The sequence below is a fragment of the Cryobacterium sp. PH31-AA6 genome, assembly GCF_030063195.1.
Taxonomy (GTDB): Bacteria; Actinomycetota; Actinomycetes; order Actinomycetales; family Microbacteriaceae; genus Cryobacterium.
The window spans coordinates 69385-87689 of the sequence record NZ_JASISS010000013.1 but is presented as its reverse complement, the minus strand read 5'-3'; the positions used below and the strand labels follow the sequence as shown (position 1 = coordinate 87689).

At 63.0% G+C, this 18305-nt stretch carries 17 protein-coding genes and 2 pseudogenes; 8 read left to right on the top strand and 11 right to left on the bottom strand.

What is annotated here, in order from left to right; all coding sequences use genetic code 11:
• Positions 1-127: 127 nt before the first annotated feature.
• The 4 genes and pseudogenes from QMG61_RS10725 to QMG61_RS10710 form a co-directional block, all read right to left on the bottom strand.
• A pseudogene (locus tag QMG61_RS10725) lies at positions 128-1663 on the bottom strand (transketolase family protein); the annotation flags it as partial.
• Between the two features lie 192 nt (positions 1664-1855).
• Positions 1856-3001, bottom strand: coding sequence for a mannitol-1-phosphate 5-dehydrogenase (locus tag QMG61_RS10720; RefSeq protein ID WP_283494319.1), 1146 nt, complete (start codon positions 2999-3001; stop codon positions 1856-1858).
• Positions 3001-3561 (bottom strand): 6-phospho-3-hexuloisomerase, encoded by a 561-nt coding sequence (hxlB, locus tag QMG61_RS10715; RefSeq protein WP_283494318.1) that lies wholly within the window; start codon positions 3559-3561, stop codon positions 3001-3003. The genes QMG61_RS10720 and hxlB overlap by 1 nt, the downstream gene beginning before the upstream one ends.
• On the bottom strand, positions 3558-4262 hold the full coding sequence (locus QMG61_RS10710; RefSeq protein ID WP_283494317.1) for a ribulose-phosphate 3-epimerase: 705 nt from the start codon (positions 4260-4262) through the stop codon (positions 3558-3560). The genes hxlB and QMG61_RS10710 overlap by 4 nt, the downstream gene beginning before the upstream one ends.
• Positions 4263-4475: 213 nt before the next feature.
• On the opposite strand from QMG61_RS10710, the gene QMG61_RS10705 reads away from it, so the two are divergent.
• From QMG61_RS10705 to QMG61_RS10695, 3 genes are all read left to right on the top strand, one after another.
• Entirely contained in the window at positions 4476-5966 is a 1491-nt protein-coding gene (locus QMG61_RS10705) for a PTS mannitol transporter subunit IIBC (RefSeq protein ID WP_283494316.1), read from the top strand.
• A 195-nt stretch (positions 5967-6161) separates the two neighbouring features.
• Complete coding sequence (locus QMG61_RS10700; protein WP_283494315.1) at positions 6162-7148, top strand: sugar-binding transcriptional regulator; 987 nt, start codon at positions 6162-6164, stop codon at positions 7146-7148.
• 152 nt (positions 7149-7300) lie between these two features.
• Positions 7301-8059 carry a phosphotransferase gene (locus QMG61_RS10695; protein ID WP_283494314.1) on the top strand — a complete coding sequence of 253 codons (759 nt, stop codon included), beginning with the start codon at positions 7301-7303 and terminating at the stop codon, positions 8057-8059.
• A 67-nt stretch (positions 8060-8126) separates the two neighbouring features.
• On the opposite strand, the pseudogene QMG61_RS10690 reads toward QMG61_RS10695, so the two are convergent.
• Positions 8127-8507 (bottom strand): annotated as a pseudogene (locus QMG61_RS10690) (GNAT family N-acetyltransferase); the annotation flags it as partial.
• A gap of 121 nt (positions 8508-8628) precedes the next feature.
• Here QMG61_RS10690 and QMG61_RS10685 point away from each other — a divergent pair.
• The 3 genes from QMG61_RS10685 to QMG61_RS10680 all read left to right on the top strand — a co-directional run bounded on the left by QMG61_RS10685 (position 8629) and on the right by QMG61_RS10680 (position 10304).
• Complete coding sequence (locus QMG61_RS10685; RefSeq protein ID WP_283494324.1) at positions 8629-9159, top strand: bleomycin resistance protein; 531 nt, start codon at positions 8629-8631, stop codon at positions 9157-9159.
• 77 nt (positions 9160-9236) lie between these two features.
• On the top strand, positions 9237-9494 hold the full coding sequence (locus tag QMG61_RS17525) for a GNAT family N-acetyltransferase (RefSeq protein ID WP_502847031.1): 258 nt from the start codon (positions 9237-9239) through the stop codon (positions 9492-9494).
• Between the two features lie 33 nt (positions 9495-9527).
• Complete coding sequence (locus QMG61_RS10680) at positions 9528-10304, top strand: glycosyltransferase (protein WP_283494313.1); 777 nt, start codon at positions 9528-9530, stop codon at positions 10302-10304.
• Positions 10305-10389: 85 nt separating this feature from the next.
• Here the strand turns inward: QMG61_RS10680 and QMG61_RS10675 are convergent, their stop codons facing one another.
• From QMG61_RS10675 to QMG61_RS10655, 5 genes are all read right to left on the bottom strand, one after another.
• A complete protein-coding gene (locus QMG61_RS10675) occupies positions 10390-10956 on the bottom strand; it encodes a hypothetical protein (protein ID WP_283494312.1) in 567 nt (188 codons plus the stop codon).
• A 205-nt stretch (positions 10957-11161) separates the two neighbouring features.
• Positions 11162-11584, bottom strand: a complete 423-nt coding sequence (locus QMG61_RS10670; protein WP_283494311.1) for a hypothetical protein — start codon at positions 11582-11584, stop codon at positions 11162-11164.
• Complete coding sequence (locus QMG61_RS10665) at positions 11584-11928, bottom strand: hypothetical protein (protein ID WP_283494310.1); 345 nt, start codon at positions 11926-11928, stop codon at positions 11584-11586. Before QMG61_RS10665 ends, QMG61_RS10670 begins: the two co-directional genes overlap by 1 nt.
• Positions 11929-12009: 81 nt before the next feature.
• Positions 12010-12408, bottom strand: coding sequence for an ArsR/SmtB family transcription factor (locus QMG61_RS10660; protein ID WP_283494309.1), 399 nt, complete (start codon positions 12406-12408; stop codon positions 12010-12012).
• 94 nt (positions 12409-12502) lie between these two features.
• The gene (locus tag QMG61_RS10655; RefSeq protein ID WP_283494308.1) at positions 12503-12850 is read right to left on the bottom strand and encodes a hypothetical protein; all 348 of its coding nucleotides are present in this window, start codon (positions 12848-12850) and stop codon (positions 12503-12505) included.
• A gap of 103 nt (positions 12851-12953) precedes the next feature.
• Between QMG61_RS10655 and ctaD the strand changes: the two genes are divergently transcribed.
• Positions 12954-14621 (top strand): aa3-type cytochrome oxidase subunit I, encoded by a 1668-nt coding sequence (gene ctaD, locus QMG61_RS10650; RefSeq protein WP_502847030.1) that lies wholly within the window; start codon positions 12954-12956, stop codon positions 14619-14621.
• A 250-nt stretch (positions 14622-14871) separates the two neighbouring features.
• Here ctaD and QMG61_RS10645 read toward each other — a convergent pair whose 3' ends face one another.
• Positions 14872-16191, bottom strand: a complete 1320-nt coding sequence (locus tag QMG61_RS10645) for a GmrSD restriction endonuclease domain-containing protein (RefSeq protein ID WP_283494307.1) — start codon at positions 16189-16191, stop codon at positions 14872-14874.
• A gap of 302 nt (positions 16192-16493) precedes the next feature.
• Here QMG61_RS10645 and QMG61_RS10640 point away from each other — a divergent pair, with 302 nt between their 5' ends.
• Complete coding sequence (locus QMG61_RS10640; RefSeq protein WP_283494306.1) at positions 16494-18185, top strand: formate--tetrahydrofolate ligase; 1692 nt, start codon at positions 16494-16496, stop codon at positions 18183-18185.
• The last annotated feature ends 120 nt before the right edge of the window (positions 18186-18305 follow it).

Below are 18305 nucleotides of genomic sequence, written 5' to 3'. Positions count from 1 at the left end.
CTCATGAAATAGCCCGGGCCGCCCAAAAACCGGCCGTTCAGGCCGCCCTGCTCAACTGGCCGGAAACGGTGCCGAACTGGCCGGTTAATTAGCGCTGAAATGGCCGGCTTCAAGTTGACAAAACACAGACGTCCAGGCCGGGGATAGCGCGAAGGGTCGCGAGTTGTTCGATCGGCTGGTGGGTGGGGCCGTCCTCGCCGACCGCGACGGAGTCATGCGTCCACACGAAAATCGACGGCACCTTCATGAGCGCCGCGAGGCGCACGGCCGGGCGCATGTAGTCGCTGAAGATCAGGAACGTGCCGCCGAAGGCTCGGGTGTTGCCGTGCAGCACGATGCCGTTGAGAATCGCCGCCATCGCGTGCTCACGGATGCCGAAATGCAGCACCCGGCCGAACTGGTCACCCGTCCAGGAACCGGTCGAGTGGTCACTCGGAATGAAGGAGGCCGCGCGGGCGATGGTGGTGTTGTTGGAGCCGGCGAGGTCGGCCGAACCACCCCATAATTCGGGCATCACGGGGCCCAGGGCGTTGAGCACCTTGCCGGACGCGGCGCGGGTGGACATCTCCGTGCCCGCCTCAAAGACGGGCAGGGCCGCATCGATACCCTCTGGTAGTGCGCCGACAAGGATACGGTCCAGCAGGACCTTGTTCCGCGGGTTCGCCACCGCCCACGCGGCGAAACGCTCTTCCCACTCTGCGTGCGCTGCAGCGCCACGCCCGAGGGCCTGGCGGGTGTGGGCGATGACGTCGTCGGCGACCGCGAAGCTTTCCGCTGGGTCGAATCCCAGGATCACCTTGGTGCCGGCGAGCTCGTCGGCACCGAGGGCGGAACCGTGGATCTGGCCGGTATTCTGCTTCTTCGGGCTCGGCCAGCCGATGATCGTCCGGAGGATGATCAGTGAGGGCCGGTCGGTTACGGCCTGCGCGGCCGCGATGGCGTCGTGGAGCTCGGCGACGTCTTCGATGTAATCACCGGTCTTTTTCCAATCCACCGTCTGCACGTGCCAGCGGTACGCCCGATAGCGCGCGGCGACATCCTCGGTGAAGGCGATGTCGGTGTCATCCTCGATGGAGATCTGGTTGCTGTCGTAAATGACTACCAGGTTGCCCAGCTGCTGATGGCCAGCCAGTGACGATGCCTCGCTCGTGATGCCCTCCTGTAGGTCGCCGTCACCGGCGATGACATACACGAAGTGGTCGAATGGACTCGTTCCGGTGGCAGCGTGCGGGTCGAACAAGCCCCGTTCATATCGGGCCGCATACGCGAATCCGACAGCGGACGCGAGCCCCTGTCCGAGTGGGCCTGTCGTGATCTCGACCCCGGCGGTGTGACCGTACTCCGGGTGCCCGGGTGTTTTCGAACCCCACGTGCGCAAGGCTTTGAGGTCGTCGAGCTCGAGGCCGTACCCACCCAGGTACAACTGCACATACTGGGTCAGGGAGCTGTGGCCGACCGAAAGGATGAACCGGTCACGGCCGATCCACTGGTTGTCGGCGGGATCATGACGCATCACTTTTTGGAAGAGCAGGTATGCGGCCGGCGCCAGGCTCATGGCGGTGCCCGGATGCCCGTTCCCGACTCTTTCCACGGCGTCGGCCGCCAGAATTCGAGCGGTGTCGACCGCCTTGTTGTCGATGGATTCCCACTGCAGTTGAGTCAAGGGAGGGCCTTTCGTGATGTGAGGCGATCGAGTAGCTGCGTCGCCGGTGGTGTGTATTCGGGTGCCAAGGCGGAGGAGTCGATTGGGACTCCTCCGCAATAACGACGACCGCGTGTATTCGGTGGGAACCTCGTCCGGCCGAGAGTCGCATTCGGTGTCAGGCCCAACGTCCGTCGGTGTTACAGCTGGCGGTTAAACCAACGCCGGCTCCACACTCGCGGTCTCGGCTAGCAAGGCAGCGAAGAGTGGATGACCGGCCTCGATCCCCGTCACCCGGGTCACGAGGGCGGCGGGTGCCAGAGTCGCGAGAAGCGACTGGAGCTCAACCGACTGCACGTCTCCGGGCACGTCGAATCGAAGCACCGCACCGTAGGCCCGGACGAGGGGCGCCGGATCACCCCCGGACTCGGCGATTCGCGCGGCCGGCGCGATGAAACGCTCGGTGCGTGAGATCTTGCGCAACGGTTGCCGGCCAATGCGTGCGCAGGTGTCGGGAAGATCCAGGTTCTCGAATCGCTTGATCGCTCCGGCGACGTACGCCGCTAGTTCCCCCGGATCGAAGCCGTGGCTGTCCACGAGCAGCGCCGAGTTCACTGCGACGACCGCGTCGACCTCGGCACGCACGGAGGGAAGTGCGAGTGCCTCCGCGATGCTCTCGGCCCCGGCGAGAAAGCCGTAGTAGGCCGTCGTGGCGTGGGCGGTGTTCACCCCGAAGAGCTTGCGCTCGATGAAGGGCATGAGGTTGTCGACGTAATCGGCATCGGGAATCCTCGGCTCCGCACCCGTGAAGGGTGTGCGGTCGATGATCCACTCGAAGTGTTCGCCGACGACGACGTCGATTCCGTCCGATGACTGGCCAGGGACGATGCGGTCAACTGCGGTGTTCGCGAACACCGCCCGATCGAAGAGAATCGATTCGTCGATCTCACCGTCCGCGACGTGCTCGCGCAGCGTGTCAGAAGCGCCGATCGCGTTCTCGCATGCGAGAACCGGGAGTTTCGGAGCATCCGATGCTCGCGCCAGGATTCCCGCACGAATGATCGGCGCGATGAAGGGCAACACGGTTGCGCCTACCGCACAGGTGACAACGTCGGCCGAGGCGACGGCTCGTGCTGCCGCTCCCGGATCGGTCCGTGAATTGATCCCGGAAACGCCCTCGACGAGGTGAACGACGCCGTTCGGGCCGATCTCGCGGACCTCGTATTTCGAGGCCGCGTTGATCGCGTCGATGAGATCGGCTGACACGTCAACGAAGGTGACGTCGTAGCCCGCCCGGTGCAGGGCGAGCGCGATGAAGCCGCGGCCGATGTTGCCGGCTCCGAAATGGACGGCGCGCATCATTCGAGATTCGCGTGATTGCGCCACAGGGAGGGCATGTCGAGTTTGTCCTCGCGGACGATCACGAGCGCCACAATGTCGCCGAGCAGCAGCAGGCATTGCTCGAACAGGCTCGTCATGGGTTGGATCGACGGGATCTCGTGAGCGAGGTGGAGCTTGGTCTGCACCGGGATGCGGACGAAGTGATCTGCGAAGTCGCGCATCGAGCTCTGAGAGTTGGAGCCGATGTGCACGACCTTCGCCCCATTTTGCTTCGCCCGCGCAGCGATCGCGAGCGGGATCGCGCTTTCACCGCTCCCGGAACCCACGATCAGCAGGTCGCGGTCGGTGATCGCCGGCTCCGTGATTTGCCCGACGACGACCGTGTCGATGCCGAGGTGCGCAAGTCGCTTCGCGATCGCCTGCAGCGACAGGAGAACACGCCCCACCCCGACGAAGAACACTCGGTCGGCCGCGCGAATCTCGGCCACCAACGCGTCGACGTCGGCGGCATCGATAGCGGCCATCGTCGCGGAGATTTCGGCTGTGACGTCCTGCTGGGCCTGAACGAACGCGCTCATGCGGCCACCTGCACAGCGCGGTCGAGGCCCTCACGGACGGCAATGTCGAGCAACAGCTTGTTTTCCGCGAGCGTCGCGCCCTTTCGGAACAGGCTCGTGCTCCCGAGGACGAGGTCTGTTGCGCCCGCGGCCACCAGGCCCGGCACGGACTCCAACGAGACCCGGCCGTCGACCTGCAGCACGACCTCGGACTGCGTCGAGTCGAGGAGCGCGCGGAGCGCACTGATCTTCTTCAATGCGTACGGCACCTGCGCCTCACTCGCATCCGTCGCATAACCCGGATTGATGAGCATCAGGCACACCTTGTCGACTTCCGGCAGGACCCAGTCGAGGACGCTGAGCGGCGTCGCCGGGTTCAGCGCCATGCCAGCCTTGGCGCCGGAGCGCCGGATCACGCGCAAAAGGCGATCAATGTGACGGGTGCCCTCGACATGAAACGTCACCGAATCCATCCCGATGTTGAGCATCTCCTGCACGAAGAAGTCATTGTCGGTCGACATGACGTGGGCGTCCAGGGTCATGCTCGTGACCTCGCGGATGCGTTTGGCCGTCTCCAGACCAATGGGCATGCTCGGGCTGAACCGTCCGTCGAGGATGTCGACGTGAAGCGTGGTCACCCCGGCTGCCTCCACGGCGTGAATGGTGGATTCAAGATTTGCCAGGTCGCCCGTCATGACGGACGCCGAATATTGAACGCTCATGGGCGCTCCCTTCAGTAGGGGCCGTCCGTCAATGCGATCCAGTACGTCGGGTTGACAGAACGACTATTGATCGTGAGACTATCACATGAGCGCATCCGCTCATCTGATAAATCCCAGAAGATATAGCAGGATAGACAAGGGAGTCGCAATGAAAACGTCCGTTGATCCGCTGGCAGCCGGCCGCGCTGCCGCTGCGCGCCAAGGCGTTCACCGATGAGCGCCAGCACGACCACCATGAAGCCGTCGGGCGGCGGCATTCGCGCGCGGGTCCAGGCCTTCGGCGGTTTCCTCACCGCCATGGTGATCCCCAACGTTGGCGCCTTCATCGCCTGGGGCTTCGTTACCGCCTTGTTCATCCCGACTGGCTGGCTGCCGAACAAGGAATTCGCGCTACTCGTCGGCCCGATGATTACCTACCTGCTGCCGCTGCTCATCGCGTTCACAGGAGGGCGCCTCGTGCACGGCGCCCGCGGCGGTGTGATCGGCGCAGTCGGGACCATCGGCCTCATCGTCGGTGCCGGCATTCCGATGTTCCTCGGCGCGATGATCATGGGTCCGCTGAGCGCCTGGATCCTGAAGCGCATCGACAGGTTCCTGGAGCCCCGCATGCGCGCGGGACTTGAGATGCTTGTGAACAACTTCAGCCTCGGCATCGTGGGCTTCGGGCTGTGCCTGCTCTCATTCGCCGCGATCGGACCCGGAATCGAAGAGCTCAACAAGCTGCTGTTGGCAGGAATCAACGCGCTTGTTTCGACGGGTGTCCTGCCGCTGCTCGCGCTCCTCAACGAGCCGGCGAAGGTCCTCTTCCTCAACAACGTCATCGACCAGGGCGTCTACTACCCGCTGGGCCTTCAGCAGGCCGCAACCCAAGGCCAGTCCCTCTTCTTCATGGTGGCCTCCAACCCCGGTCCCGGACTCGGGCTCCTCACTGCCTTCCTGCTGTTCAGCAAGTCCAAGCTGATCCGCCGCAGCACACCGAGCGCGATCCTGATCCACTTCATCGGCGGCATCCATGAGATTTACTTCCCGTATGTGTTGATGAAGCCCATTACGATCATCGGGATGATCGCGGGTGCTGCGTCGGGGATCGCCACGTTCTCGTTGTTTGACGTCGGACTCGTTGCCGGGCCGAGCCCGGGGTCGATCATCTCCTACCTGCTGTTGACGCCCCGCGGCAACTACTTCGGCGTTTTGACAGGTGTACTCGTCGCTGCGATCGTGACCTTCGTCGTGACGGCCGCGATTCTGAAGTTCGAACAGTACCGAAGTGGCTCGGCGCTGGACGACGAGGAGGACGAACTCGAAGCAGCCAAGAACAAGAGCTCCTCGATGAAGGCGAAGGGTCGGGCCATCCTCGACGGCGCTCTCACGGCCACCGCCGACGCACGCCCCGCCTCCATCGTCTTCGCGTGCGACGCCGGAATGGGAAGCAGCGCAATGGGCGCCACGGTGTTCCGTAATCGGCTCACCAAAGCGGGCATCGTAGGCGTCACGGTCACCCATTCAGCAATCGAGAACATCCCCGCCGATGTAGATATCGCGGTGATCCAGCAGAACCTTGTCGACAGAGCACGGCGAGTGCACCCGCACCTGAAGATCATCCCGATCTCCAACTATCTCGGCGACCCCGCCCTCGACGAGCTGGAGGAGATACTCGAGGCCGCGCCCGCGCCTGAGATCCCGCAGGGTCTACTGAAAGACTGACCTGGCGGAGAAGACCGGGCAGGACGTGAAGCACGCACTCGCGTCCTGCCCGGTTTTCGTTGCTCCTACTCAAGCTCCAGTGACGCCGGCCTTCGCGTTCGGAAGACGATCAAAACCACAGCTAGGCTGTTTATACTGCTCGATTTTCGGGCCACAACCGTGAAGCTCACGAACTCCGCATAGCAGGGACGAAAGATGGACGAAGAATTCAGCCGCGACACGCTGGCTTCCGTCGCTCGTCGGTTCTATCTCGAAGACGCCTCAAAGGTGGAGCTCGGCATCGAATACGGGGTGTCCCGCTTCAAAATCGCACGGATGCTTCAAGTCGCGCGAGAGTCCGGTGTCGTTACGATCGAGATTCACAACCGTGACGACCAGCGGCAAGCCCTCGCGGCTCGGCTCGCGCTCCATCTCGGACTTGATGACGTTCTCGTCGTCCCGAATGGCGACTCCGAGGAGGCAGACCGTCAACGCATCGCTTTCGAGTCCGCCCGGTACCTCTCCCGAATCACCCGGCCCGACGACACGATCGGTGTCTCGTGGGGCCGCACCATCTACGCGCTCACCGAGTACCTTCGGGACCTGCCGCCCTGCACTGTCGTCCAGTTGACTGGCACGGTCGGCAATGACTTCGCCCAGTCACCCATGGAGGTTCTCCAGCGCATCGCCGCGAGGCACCCACTGTCGACAGTCGGAATCTTCGCGCCCCTCTTCGCCGCGACCCCAACCGCCGCGCAGGTTCTGCGGTCAGAGACGAGCATTGCCGACGCTCTCGCGACCTACGATCGACTGACCACCGCCGTCCTCGCGATCGGCTCCTGGAATCCTCCGATCACCCAGATCAGGTCGCTCCTCGCCCCCGACGAGCTCGCCGACCTTGATAGTGAACACGCTGTCGCCGAGGTCGTCGCAAGTTTTCTCGACGCAGACGGGCGAGTCATCGATCTTCCGCTGAACCAACGACGTATCGCCATCGAGATCGAGCAGTTGCGTGCCACACCCCGGGTCATCGCTGCCGCCGGGTCACTCGCGAAAGTGCCCGCTATCCACGCTGTCGCCTCGTCGGGGATACTCACGATGCTCGTCACCGACGAAGCAGCCGCGCTGGAACTCCTCCTGCTCCCGAAGATCACCCGACACACCCGGCTCGCCAACGACTCTGACCTCGAGCACTCGGCGTAGAAAAGCGGGACGGATCGGCCCGATCCCTCTCTCCCAGACACACCCACGAGCCAGACACACCCACGAGACCCTTTGGGGGTTCCCCCGCGGAACGCCCCATAGCCCGGTTTTGAGTCTCTGTCCTTCCGACCGGCGGGCAGTAGCCTGCTGGTATGGGCGAGGAAGAGAAAGTACTCACCGGGGGTAACGCATCAGGCCACGTCATCCAGGTGGGCGCCACCGTGCGAAAGCCCTGGATCGAAAACACCTCGGTCGTGCAGAGCTTCCTCGCAGCGCTCCGATCACACGGGGTGGACGCTCCCCAACCGCTCGGCCGCGACGAGTCCGGCCGGCAAACGGTCGAGTACGTGGGAGGCAGCATCGCGCTAGGTCAGATGCCGCTGGGAACCGACGATCTGCGGCGGGTCGGTCGGATGATCCGCCGGATCCACGATGTGAGCGAATCTGTTCCCATGCCCGAGATTGAGGGCTGGACGATGCTGCTGCCAGTCGACGACGCGAACCTGATGTGCCACAACGATCTTGCGCCGTGGAACCTGGTCATCGGTGATCGCTGGGTCTTCATCGATTGGGATGCTGCCGGCCCGAGCACCCGGCTATGGGATCTGGCCTACGCCGCCCAAGCCTTTGCCATGCTCATCAACGGTGAACCCATCGCGTCGGCAGCATCGAGGCTGCGGGCTTTCGCCGACGGGTACGAGGCCGACGCCCTACTCCGTGAGGCCCTTCCGGCAGCCATGGCGAAACGGACCGCAGCAATGTTTGACCTGTTGCGCCACTCAAATAAGACCGGACTCCAACCGTGGTCCGATATGTACGTCAACGGGCACGGTGACTTCTGGCGTGACGCAGCCGAATACGTCGCCCAAAACCAGACGGCTTGGGAGCGAGCCCTATCCCGATCGCAATAAGCGTCCGACACGAGGTTCGGGGATGGAGACGACCCGAGCCGGTGAGGCGGTTCCTATCATCGGGCAACTACTCAGCGGTGAATCCACCCAATCCCAGGGAGTATCGGAGACCCGCCCGAACGGCTGGCCACGCACTTTGAATAATTGAGAATACGACGGTGTCCCGAAGCTCGCCGTCTGGTCCGATGGAGTCACTGCGTAGCACCCCGTCCTGCTTCGCGCCCAATGCCGCGATCGCCTTTCTCGATTGACGGTTGTGCCAGTGTGTGCGAAATTCCACCTCGATGCAGTGCAAGTCGTCGAAGGCGCAGCTCAGCTACAGAAGTTTTGCCTCTCGATTCGCACCTGTGCCCTGAGCGCTTCTGGCAGGCCACGTCGAACCAATTTCTAATCGCGGGGCAGCTGCGTTCGGATTCATGAAGGTCGTCATGCCGACGATCCGTCCCGTTGATGTCGGCAGGTACGACTTGAGCGACGTGCATCGGGTGCCCTGATGCTGATCACGAGGAGTTTTGAGGGATCGAACCGCGAGAAATTCGCTGAGCCGCCCGGAGCGTAAGGTGGTCCGCATGATGCCTGCGCCGAACCTTGTCTCTGCGGCATCGGCCACGTCCACTGAGGACCAGGAAGTCTCGCATGCAGCCGAAGTCGTGGCAGACGCGGACAGCACTCCAGGTCCCGGCCTGGTCCCGGAGCTACTGATCACCTCTCTCGAGGCGAGCCTGGATTTCTGGTGCCGTCTCTGCGAATTCGAGGTGCTCTACGACCGACCCGACGAGTGGTTTGCCTACATCACCAGCGGCATGGCGCACATCATGCTCGAACAAAGAGGATCTGGACGGAACTGGATACCTGCCCCGCTGGAGCCGCCTCTCGGCCGTGGGATCAACTTCCAGATCACGGTGGCGTCGATACAACCACTGTTGAGTGCTCTTGACGGCGCCGGTTGGGCACTCTTCATGGAGCCGGAGACGAAGTGGTATCGGACCGGCACGACCGAGGCTGGCGTAGCCCAGTTTCTGGTGCAAGACCCGGATGGATACTTGATCCGATTCCAAGCGTCTCTGGGCCGCAGGCTTGCCGCGCCCGGCACCCTCTAACGCCGCATTCGGACGCCGATCTGTAGGAGCAGGCTCACTCCGCTTGGACGGGTAGCTCGAGAACTACTGTGGAACGCATGGTGCGCCCCGGTGACATCGGCGAGGTGACTCGCGTCTTCGTGAAACCCGCGGCACGGGGTAGGGGCGGGGGACGCCTTCTCATGAAGGAAATGGAACACAAATCCCGCGAACTAGGACTCCACGCGTTGCGGTTGGACACGCGAACGGACCTCGTCGAAGCTCGAAGCCTGAACGAGTCCCTTGGCTACATCGAAGGGGAAGCGCACAATACGGACCCATACGCGAACCACTGGTTCCGGAAAGAACTGGCGTGAAGTCGAATTCGTGACGCCGGCGAAGGACCTCGGGTGCGGCCGAACATCCTGGGCCATCGACTCACCTCGATGGCCGTCTGGACACCATTCGCCAAACCGATGGCTGATGCCCGGCGCGATGTACTGGGGCTGTCCGGTCGTTCGACCGCTGCGGCGGGCCAGCCCTCCCTGTACGCGATCAGTCCACACGTGCTTACCGTCCCCGGCTCCCCGAACCACACCACCGGCTATTGGTTTCCCACCGACGATCTCGCCTGGCGCCCCTCGGCCGCGCTCGAGGAGTTCCTTTCGCGCGGCCCGGCTGTGAGCATCGGTTTCGGCAGCATGGCTGGAAAAGACGCAGCCCAGCTCACTGGGACTGTGCTCGCGGCCATCCGCCTGGTCGGTGTGCGAGCCGTGCTACTTTCCGGCTGGGGAGGCCTGGCCGACGCCGCCCACGGCGACGACGTGCTCGCCCAGAAGTCGGTGCCACACGAATGGCTGTTCCCTCGGATGTCCGCGGTCGTGCACCACGGCGGAGCCGGAACCACCGCCGCTGGCCTGCGCGCGGGTGTGCCCAGCATCGTCGTGCCATTCACCGTCGATCAACCCTTCTGGGGCAGTCGTATCGTCGACCTCGGCGTGGGCCCAGCCCCGATCCCGCAACGGCGGCTCACCGCGCCGAGACTCGCGCAGGCCCTCGTCGCGGCCTTGGGCGATGACTTCATGCGGCACCGGGCAAGTGAGCTCGGCGACAGCATCCGCGCCGAGGACGGGCTCACGACGGCAATCGAGGTCTATGAGCGAACGGTTCACTCATCCACACGATAACGATGGCTAAGCAGAAGCGTCGCTAAGGCGGATCAGTCCAAACTCGGCTACCTCCGGACGGACCCGGCGGAAGTGTCCATGACCGTCATGCTGGGCAACGCTCTTGTTGCTCCAGGGTTTCCGGCAAGGGTGAGCCACGACTCCAGGTCATTGGGCGGGTCCGCATGAGGATCACCTTGCAAACCGTCGTCGCCGTTGGATCCTGTATAGGTTTTGATGGAATTTCAGGTGCGATGGTCAGTGGCCAACGGGCCGCAAAATGAATCCGACCGTCCACCGAGTCCAGACCCTCATGGAAGGAGATCGCACTGCGCATATTTGCGACGCGGGCAGCACTCCGTGCGTCCTCGATCGTCAGCAAAGTCGTGGGCATGCGTTCCAGAACCACCTTCATCGCGAGTTGCACGGCCAGTGATTCGGAGGACAAACGTGACTTTCCCCGATGAGTCCTCGCCTGGCTCTCGATCTCGGCGTCGACGAAATACCGCCCACTATTGCGGCGGAAACGGACCACAACAATTTTCAGGAGACGCTCGAACTGCACTTGCCGCTCTTCACGCCCAACCACGGTCTTCGTGGCCGGCGCGGCGGCCGCGACGTCGCGGCTGGTCAGCAGGTCGACGCGGCGCATCCGTTCGGTGACCAGTTCCACAGCTCGGGGTACATGATGTACTCCACCGGGACAGGTGGGAGCCCCATGCGCGCCCTGGTCGCCACATTCGCTGTCAGGCCAACGGAATACAAACCGGCAAGCACGCGACTCTCCATCAAGATCGCGCGCGACCGCATCCCCCACCGGACTTAGATGCTGAAACCGTCTTGATCAGCATAAATGGTCGGATCGCCCGATGATGCCTCTACGCGTAGAGGGTGTGGCGCCCAATGTCGTGGGAGCCAATCCGGCCGGTGTATTCCGTGACTTCGCCGAGGAGGTAGTTGTCTGCGGTCGGCGAGAGCAGGATGGCCTCTGCTGGGACCTGAGCGCTTTGGGCGATCTTGAATCGTCGATAGGTCTTGTGTCCGCCCAGCCAGGCGAGGTCGTCGTGGGCGAGGGAAGATCGAGGCGTGTGACCCACGAGGATGATGTACGTGGCGAGGAGATTGTCCTCCTGGGCACGATCGATCATAAGGTCGATGAGTTCCTTGGTTTTCTGCGCCGCAGTGTGGCCGGAATGCCCGGTTGGCGGTCGCCCCAGACGCGGCGCCGGCGCTGTGATCTTGCCGCTTTTCTGAGCGTACGCGACGCCGACATCGCGCGGTGTGATGTGCGTGGTGATCATTATGAATGTCCTTCTGCCTGCGAAACCGAGGGCGCGGCCACATCGCTGGGGGCCTTGAAGTGGAGCCGGACGGGGTGTTCGGTGATGTCCATGGTGTCCAAATGACCATGGAATTCGACGACGTCACCGGTTCGGAAGTTGTCCGGACACGGCGCGAGAACGACGAGGTCGTTCGGAATCAGACCTGTCTGGGCGATCGGCATCCATCGGTAGACCCTCTTGCCTTGGATCCAGGTGCAGTCCACAGCCGGGGCGGTGCCGACGAGGATGCTGTAGGTGTTGAGAAGATCGTGCTCTTTGACGCGGGCGATCATCTTGTCGATGAGTTTCTCTAAGTGCACCATGGCGCTCCCTTTATCGGTCGTTCTGAATGAATCGGGTCGGCACGCACGATCGAGTGGGGAACCGCGCTCCGGTGGCGACCATCAGGGTCGCGCGCCGTCGGATTGCGCGACGGGAACCGCGGATTCCAGATCGCTGAGGTTCATCGTCGACTCGAGTTGTTGTTGGGTCGTCTCGAGAATCTCCAGGAGCAATACCCGGGACACCGCCAGCAGGTCGGCCACCTGGGGGTATGCGAGCCGGTAGAACACCTGGCTTCCGCGGCGTTCAGCCACGACAAGGTGATGTCGTCGCAACACGGAAAGGTGTTGCGAGATGTGCGACGCTTCCAGGCCGGTGTCCGTCATCAGGTCGGCCACGGAGACGTCCCGGGAACGGGACAGTACTTCCAGGACGCGCACGCGCACCGGATGAGCGACCCCCTTGAAGAGGTTTGCTTTGATCTCATAAAGGGGGCGGTGCGCATTCGAGAACGGATCCATACCTTCATGATCTCGTGACTTGCTCAATTCATCCATTCGATTCACCGGATTGACGCTGGGACGGGTTGCGTGGCGGTCTCCGAGCAATGGTCGACTACCCTGCGAGCTGATTCATGATGGGGATGCACCAAATCGTCGCTCCGATGACCGCCGTCCCGGCGCCGATCGACGCTCCGGTGATGGCTTTGCCCCGCTGGGTGCGACACCGGTCTGACCTGGACGCTCTCCTCGCTGCACACACGGTGCGGTGTGCCTCGTCGATGACCGCCCGCATGCCGATGTCTGCTTGGGGGAAGAGACCACTGTCGGCATTCGCCACGATGAGCTCGGACTCCTGCACCGTCATCGACGCAGTGTGTTCACCCCTCAGGTTCCGGGACGTCTGCTGGTGGGTGCAGCCGGTCTGGCCATGCTTCAGTTCCGTCTTGATCCACAAATACATGAATTCATCATATCGTGAAGTCAGCGTATGCTGTGGGAAAGCTTACAAATCGCTCGGAAAGCAGGCATCAGTGACGACGATTCTTGATCGTCGGGACGCGACCATTTCGCAGACCGGCCCCTCCAACCGAAGTAACCTCCTGGTGACCCTCATCACCACCACGGACCACAAGGTGATCGGGTACATGTACCTGGTCACCTCCTTCGTGTACTTCTGCCTCGGTGGGGTTATGGCCCTGGTCATCCGGGCCCAGCTGTTCGAGCCTGGCCTGCAGATTGTGCAGACTAGGGAGCAGTACAACCAGCTCTTCACCATGCACGGCACGATCATGCTGCTGATGTTCGCGACCCCGCTGTTCTTCGGATTCGCCAACGCGCTCATCCCATTGCAGATCGGCGCGCCCGATGTCGCGTTCCCCCGGCTGAACGCCTTCACGTACTGGCTCTACAGCTTCGGCAGTTTGATTGCGCTTGCCGGCTTCCTCACCCCGCAGGGAGCCGCGTCATTCGGCTGGTTCGCCTACCAGCCTCTGGCCGGCACCACGTATTCTCCGGGGGCCGGCGGGAATCTGTGGATGATGGGACTAGCCCTGTCCGGCTTCGGCACGATCCTGGGCGCTGTGAACTTCATCACCACGATCATCACCATGCGGGCACCGGGCATGACCATGTTCCGGATGCCGATCTTCACCTGGAACTCGCTGGTCACTTCGATCATGATCCTGATGGCGTTTCCCGTGCTGGCCGCTGCGCTGCTTGCTGCGGCCGCGGATCGAATCTTCGGCGCCCACATCTATGACCCGTCCAACGGCGGCCCAATCCTCTGGCAGCACTTGTTCTGGTTCTTCGGCCATCCCGAGGTCTACATCATCGCCTTGCCGTTCTTCGGCATCGTCTCCGAGATCTTCCCCGTCTTCAGCCGGAAGCCGATGTTCGGCTACAAGACGCTGATCTACGCGACCATTTCCATCGGCGCACTCTCGATCAGCGTGTGGGCACACCACATGTACGTCACCGGCTCCGTGCTCTTGCCCTTCTTCTCCCTCATGACGATGCTCATCGCGGTGCCGACGGGGGTGAAGTTCTTCAACTGGATCGGGACGATGTGGCGAGGTTCGGTGACGTTCGAAACCCCCATGCTCTGGTCGCTGGGCTTCCTGGTCACGTTCCTCTTCGGTGGATTGACCGGGATCATCATTGCTTCACCTCCGCTCGACTTCCACGTTTCCGACACCTACTTCATCGTCGCGCACTTCCACTACACCGTGTTCGGCACCGTCGTGTTCGCGATGTTCGCCGGGTTCTACTTCTGGTGGCCCAAGTGGACCGGGAAGATGCTCAACGAGCGTCTCGGCAAGGTGCACTTCTGGGTCCTCTTCATCGGGTTCCACACCACGTTCCTGATCCAACACTGGCTCGGCGTTGTCGGCATGCCCCGCCGATACGCGTCGTACTCGCCTGAAGACGGCTTCACCTGGATGAACCAGCTGTCGACCGTCGGGTCGGTCATTCTCGCGATCTCGATGGTCCCGTTCTTCCTTAACGTGTACATCACCGCGCGCAAGGCCCCTCAGGTCATCGTCGATGACCCGTGGGGGTACGGTTCATCACTGGAATGGGCAACGTCCTGTCCCCCACCGCGACACAATTTCAACTCGATCCCGCGGATCCGATCGGAGCGCCCGGCCTTCGACTTGAACCACCCCGAGGTCGCCCCGCCTGCCCGCATCGGACCCCACAAGAGCATCACAGACGAGGGCAACGCACAATGACCATCTCACACACGACAGTCCAGGCAACGCTGATCAGCTCGCGCAATGTGGTCTGGACCGAGCCGTTCACGGTCGCCCTGGACACGAACGGGAATCCGCCACCGGTCCTGGATAGCCCTCAGGATGCTCGTGGCATCATCGCCGACGGCCATTGGTGCCTCGCCGAGCACAGTCCTCAGGACACAATCTACGTCGGCGTCGACCGTGTCACCCCCGCGGAGTGGTGGCGTTCGTCGAACACCACGCTCCATCAGGCGTCGCAGCCGATGCCGTCCTTGTCGCGGTCAAACTTGGGCTGGAAACCCGGCGCTCCCGCGTAGATCGGGGCCGCTCCCGCGGCGCGCACAGCATCGCAGTTCTCGTAGTAGACGTCGACTGGTGCAGGGGCAGGGGCAGGTGCCGGAGCAGGTTCAGGGGCCACGACGACAGGAGCCGGCGCAGGAGGGGCGACAACAACCGGAGCTGGCGCAGGCGTGAACGAGGAGGTCAGTGCCATTTCACCAGTGCAAGAGCCGAGGACGCGGGTCATAGCGTCGTGCTCAGCCTGAGTGACCCACAGACCGTAGGTTGCCTTGACGGACACCTGACGGGCGACATAGCTGCACCGGATCGCCTTGTTCGACGGCAGCCATGTTGCCGTGTCGCCGTCACCCTTCTGGGCGTTGGAGCGACCGTCGACGGCGAGGAGATTGATGGGATCGTTTGCCAGAGAAACACGCTGAGCCTGGGTGAGTTGCTGCGCGCCCGTCTGCCATGCGTTCGAGAGGGCTACCAGGTGGTCGATCTGCACGAGTGCTGATGTGTCCTGACCTCGAACGAAGGCGATGGATGTGGCGGTGTACGGCGAGACGAGGTATCCGGTCATCACCCGACAAGTTCCCGACTTGGTGATAGGGCTCAAGTCCCGAGCGAGGATGTCGTTTCGGGTGTCGCATCCGTTGCGATCCACGTCGATCCAGGCGGAGCCGAACATGCCGGTGCGCTCGTAGCCGGTCTTCGCCGCCTTGCCCTTGACGGGGATGGTTGCGAGGAGCGCGAGCGCTGTCGTGTCAGTGGAGCTGGTATCAACGGCTACCACGGATGCAGCCTCAGCCGACGCGGAGACTGTCGAGGGATCAACCGGTGCTTCTTCGGAAAATTCCGGTCCGGGTGTTCTCGCTGGGGTTGGGGTTGGCGTGGGGGTTGGCGTTGCACTCGGTGTCGCGCTCGCCGTGGGCTGCTCAGCCACAGGAATTTCACCTGCACCTGTCGCTGCAGCAGCGACCCCACCTGAGATGAAGAGGACAAGGCTGGCAGCCAGCGCGATTGCAGCTGTCTTGCGGGTCGGAATTGATGCCCACGGCCGGCGACCACTGATCGCGTACACACCCGTCACCAAGGCGGCCATTCCAAGAATGACCAGAACAGCAGGGAATCCACCGATGATTGCGTACATCAGAGCGAAGAAAGCGACCAGGCCGCCGAGGATCCAGATAGTGAGAGTCGGCTTGGTCCCCTTCTTTTGGGCGGCAACTGGCCTGCCGATAGGAGTCTTCGTTGGCTCCGGTTTTTTTCCGCCGAATTTCATCATCTGATCCCCCAGTTCACTGCACTCAACGAAAGTGCAGACATGCCTATTTGAAAGCTACTGGAGGTCCGCAACAGTCCAAGACCGGGCGCACACCCCCAGAACGGGATTCGATGGGCCCTGTCCGGCTCTGCTCCAACGAGTCAACTGGACCCGGGGCAGTACCGCACGCCCCATTCAAACTGCTCCACGCCAGGCCGGCACGAGCCCGGGGCGTGCCAGTACGCTTGGGTCACCAGGCCCCCGAGGCGCTGAGGCGCTGAGGAGTCACCATTTTCAAGCCATCTCGATCAATCACCACGGCCATGCCGTCCGATCTCGCCATTTCGCGCGCTGCGACCCGTCGCCCACTTGAAGAGGTCGCAGCCGACATGGGCATCGGTCCACACCTGCTGGAACCGTACGGAAGTGCGGCGTCGAAGATCTCCCTCGATGCGATCGATGAGCTCCGTGACCGTCCCCGGGCCAAGTATGTCGTCGTCAGCGCAATCACGCCGACTCCACTCGGGTCGGGTAAGACGACTACCGCGGTCGGGCTCGGCCAGGGGTTCCGGCACATCGACAAGCTCGGGATCGTCGCCATACGGCAGCCGTCGATGGGGCCGACGTTCGGTATCAAGGGCGGAGCCGCTGGTGGCGGCTACGCTCAGGTGGTCCCGATGGAGGCGCTGAACCTGCACCTGACCGGTGACACGCACGCCGTTACCGCGGCCCACAATTTATTGTCGGCGATGATCGGCAACCACATCCACAAGGGAAACCGTCTCGGGTTCGACCCCCATGAGATCACCTGGCGGCGTGTCCTCGACGTCAACGATCGCGAGCTGCGCAACATCATCACCGGGCTCGGCGGTCCTGCCGACGGCAATCCGCTTCAGTCCGGTTTCGACATCTCCGCAGCCAGCGAGGTGATGGCGTTGTTGTCGCTGTGCACGTCGTTGCGGGATCTGCGTGAACGGATGGGAAGAATCGTCGTCGGATACAACCGAAGCGGCGAACCGGTGACCGCCGAGATGCTCAAGGCGGCCGGCGCCATGACCGCGATACTCAAGGACGCCATCAAGCCGAACCTGATGCAGACCGTGGAGCAGACGCCAGTCCTCGTCCACAGCGGTCCGTTCGGGAACATCGCCACGGGTAATTCCTCGGTCGTCGCCGATCTGATCGGCATCCATGCCGGCGACTACCTCATCACCGAGGCGGGGTTCGGTGCAGACATCGGCGCGGAAAAGTTCTTCAATATCAAGTGCCGTGCCTCCGGGCTGACGCCGGATGCCGCCGTCATCGTCGCCACCGTGCGTGACCTGAAAACTCACTCGAACAAGTACCGGGTCGTCGCCGGCCGACCGCTGCCACCGGAGATGCTCGCCGAGAATCCCGACGACGTCATCGCCGGGGCAGCGAACCTGCGCCGGCAGATCGCCAACATCCGATGGCACGGAGTGACGCCGGTCATTGCGGTGAACGTATTTCCCACCGACTATGCCAGTGAGCATCAGGCGATCATGGACGTCGCGGCAGCGGAAGGTGTGCGCGCGGCAATCAGCTACCACTTCACCGAAGGCGGCAGGGGTGCGGTCGAGCTGGCCGAGGCGGTCGCGGAGGCATGCGCTGAACCGTCGAGCTTCCACCGGCTCTATCCCGACGAACTTCCCTTGATCGACAAGATCGATGTGATCGCGCGCGAGATGTACGGCGCCGACGGCGTGGACCTCTCGCCTCTGGCAGCTCGGCAACTCGACAAGTACGAGCGGGCAGGCTTCGGCAGCCTGCCGGTGTGCATCGCCAAGACACACCTGTCCCTGTCGGCCGACCCCAAAATCAAGGGAGCACCCACCGGGTGGCGGCTGCCGGTGCGTGAGGTGCGTGCGTCTATCGGGGCCGGGTTCATCTATCCCATCTGCGGCGACATGAGCACCATGCCCGGTCTCTCGTCCGCACCGGCGGCCGAACGCATCGACATCGACGAGAACGGCGAGATCGTCGGGTTGTCCTGATCGGCGGACCCGGCTGGGCCGCCGGTGGCTACCTCGATCGTCCCCTGCGTGAGCTGCTCGAGGATGTCAAGCCCCCCTCGGGGCCGGTGCATTTCCCAGAGTCAGTTGGGAGTGCCTTCG

Excerpts from the sequence above, each read along its gene's own strand:
- QMG61_RS10705 (WP_283494316.1), top strand. The coding sequence starts at position 4,476 with ATGAGCGCCAGCACGACCACCATGAAGCCGTCGGGCGGCGGCATTCGC.
- QMG61_RS10685 (WP_283494324.1), top strand. The coding sequence starts at position 8,629 with ATGATGCCTGCGCCGAACCTTGTCTCTGCGGCATCGGCCACGTCCACT.
- QMG61_RS10640 (WP_283494306.1), top strand. The coding sequence starts at position 16,494 with ATGCCGTCCGATCTCGCCATTTCGCGCGCTGCGACCCGTCGCCCACTT.
- QMG61_RS10695 (WP_283494314.1), top strand. The coding sequence starts at position 7,301 with ATGGGCGAGGAAGAGAAAGTACTCACCGGGGGTAACGCATCAGGCCAC.
- QMG61_RS10655 (WP_283494308.1), bottom strand. The coding sequence starts at position 12,850 with ATGTATTTGTGGATCAAGACGGAACTGAAGCATGGCCAGACCGGCTGC.
- QMG61_RS10645 (WP_283494307.1), bottom strand. The coding sequence starts at position 16,191 with ATGATGAAATTCGGCGGAAAAAAACCGGAGCCAACGAAGACTCCTATC.
- QMG61_RS10670 (WP_283494311.1), bottom strand. The coding sequence starts at position 11,584 with ATGATCACCACGCACATCACACCGCGCGATGTCGGCGTCGCGTACGCT.
- hxlB (WP_283494318.1), bottom strand. The coding sequence starts at position 3,561 with ATGAGCGCGTTCGTTCAGGCCCAGCAGGACGTCACAGCCGAAATCTCC.
- QMG61_RS10700 (WP_283494315.1), top strand. The coding sequence starts at position 6,162 with ATGGACGAAGAATTCAGCCGCGACACGCTGGCTTCCGTCGCTCGTCGG.
- QMG61_RS10710 (WP_283494317.1), bottom strand. The coding sequence starts at position 4,262 with ATGAGCGTTCAATATTCGGCGTCCGTCATGACGGGCGACCTGGCAAAT.
- QMG61_RS10660 (WP_283494309.1), bottom strand. The coding sequence starts at position 12,408 with ATGGATCCGTTCTCGAATGCGCACCGCCCCCTTTATGAGATCAAAGCA.
- QMG61_RS10720 (WP_283494319.1), bottom strand. The coding sequence starts at position 3,001 with ATGCGCGCCGTCCATTTCGGAGCCGGCAACATCGGCCGCGGCTTCATC.
- QMG61_RS17525 (WP_502847031.1), top strand. The coding sequence starts at position 9,237 with ATGGTGCGCCCCGGTGACATCGGCGAGGTGACTCGCGTCTTCGTGAAA.
- QMG61_RS10665 (WP_283494310.1), bottom strand. The coding sequence starts at position 11,928 with ATGGTGCACTTAGAGAAACTCATCGACAAGATGATCGCCCGCGTCAAA.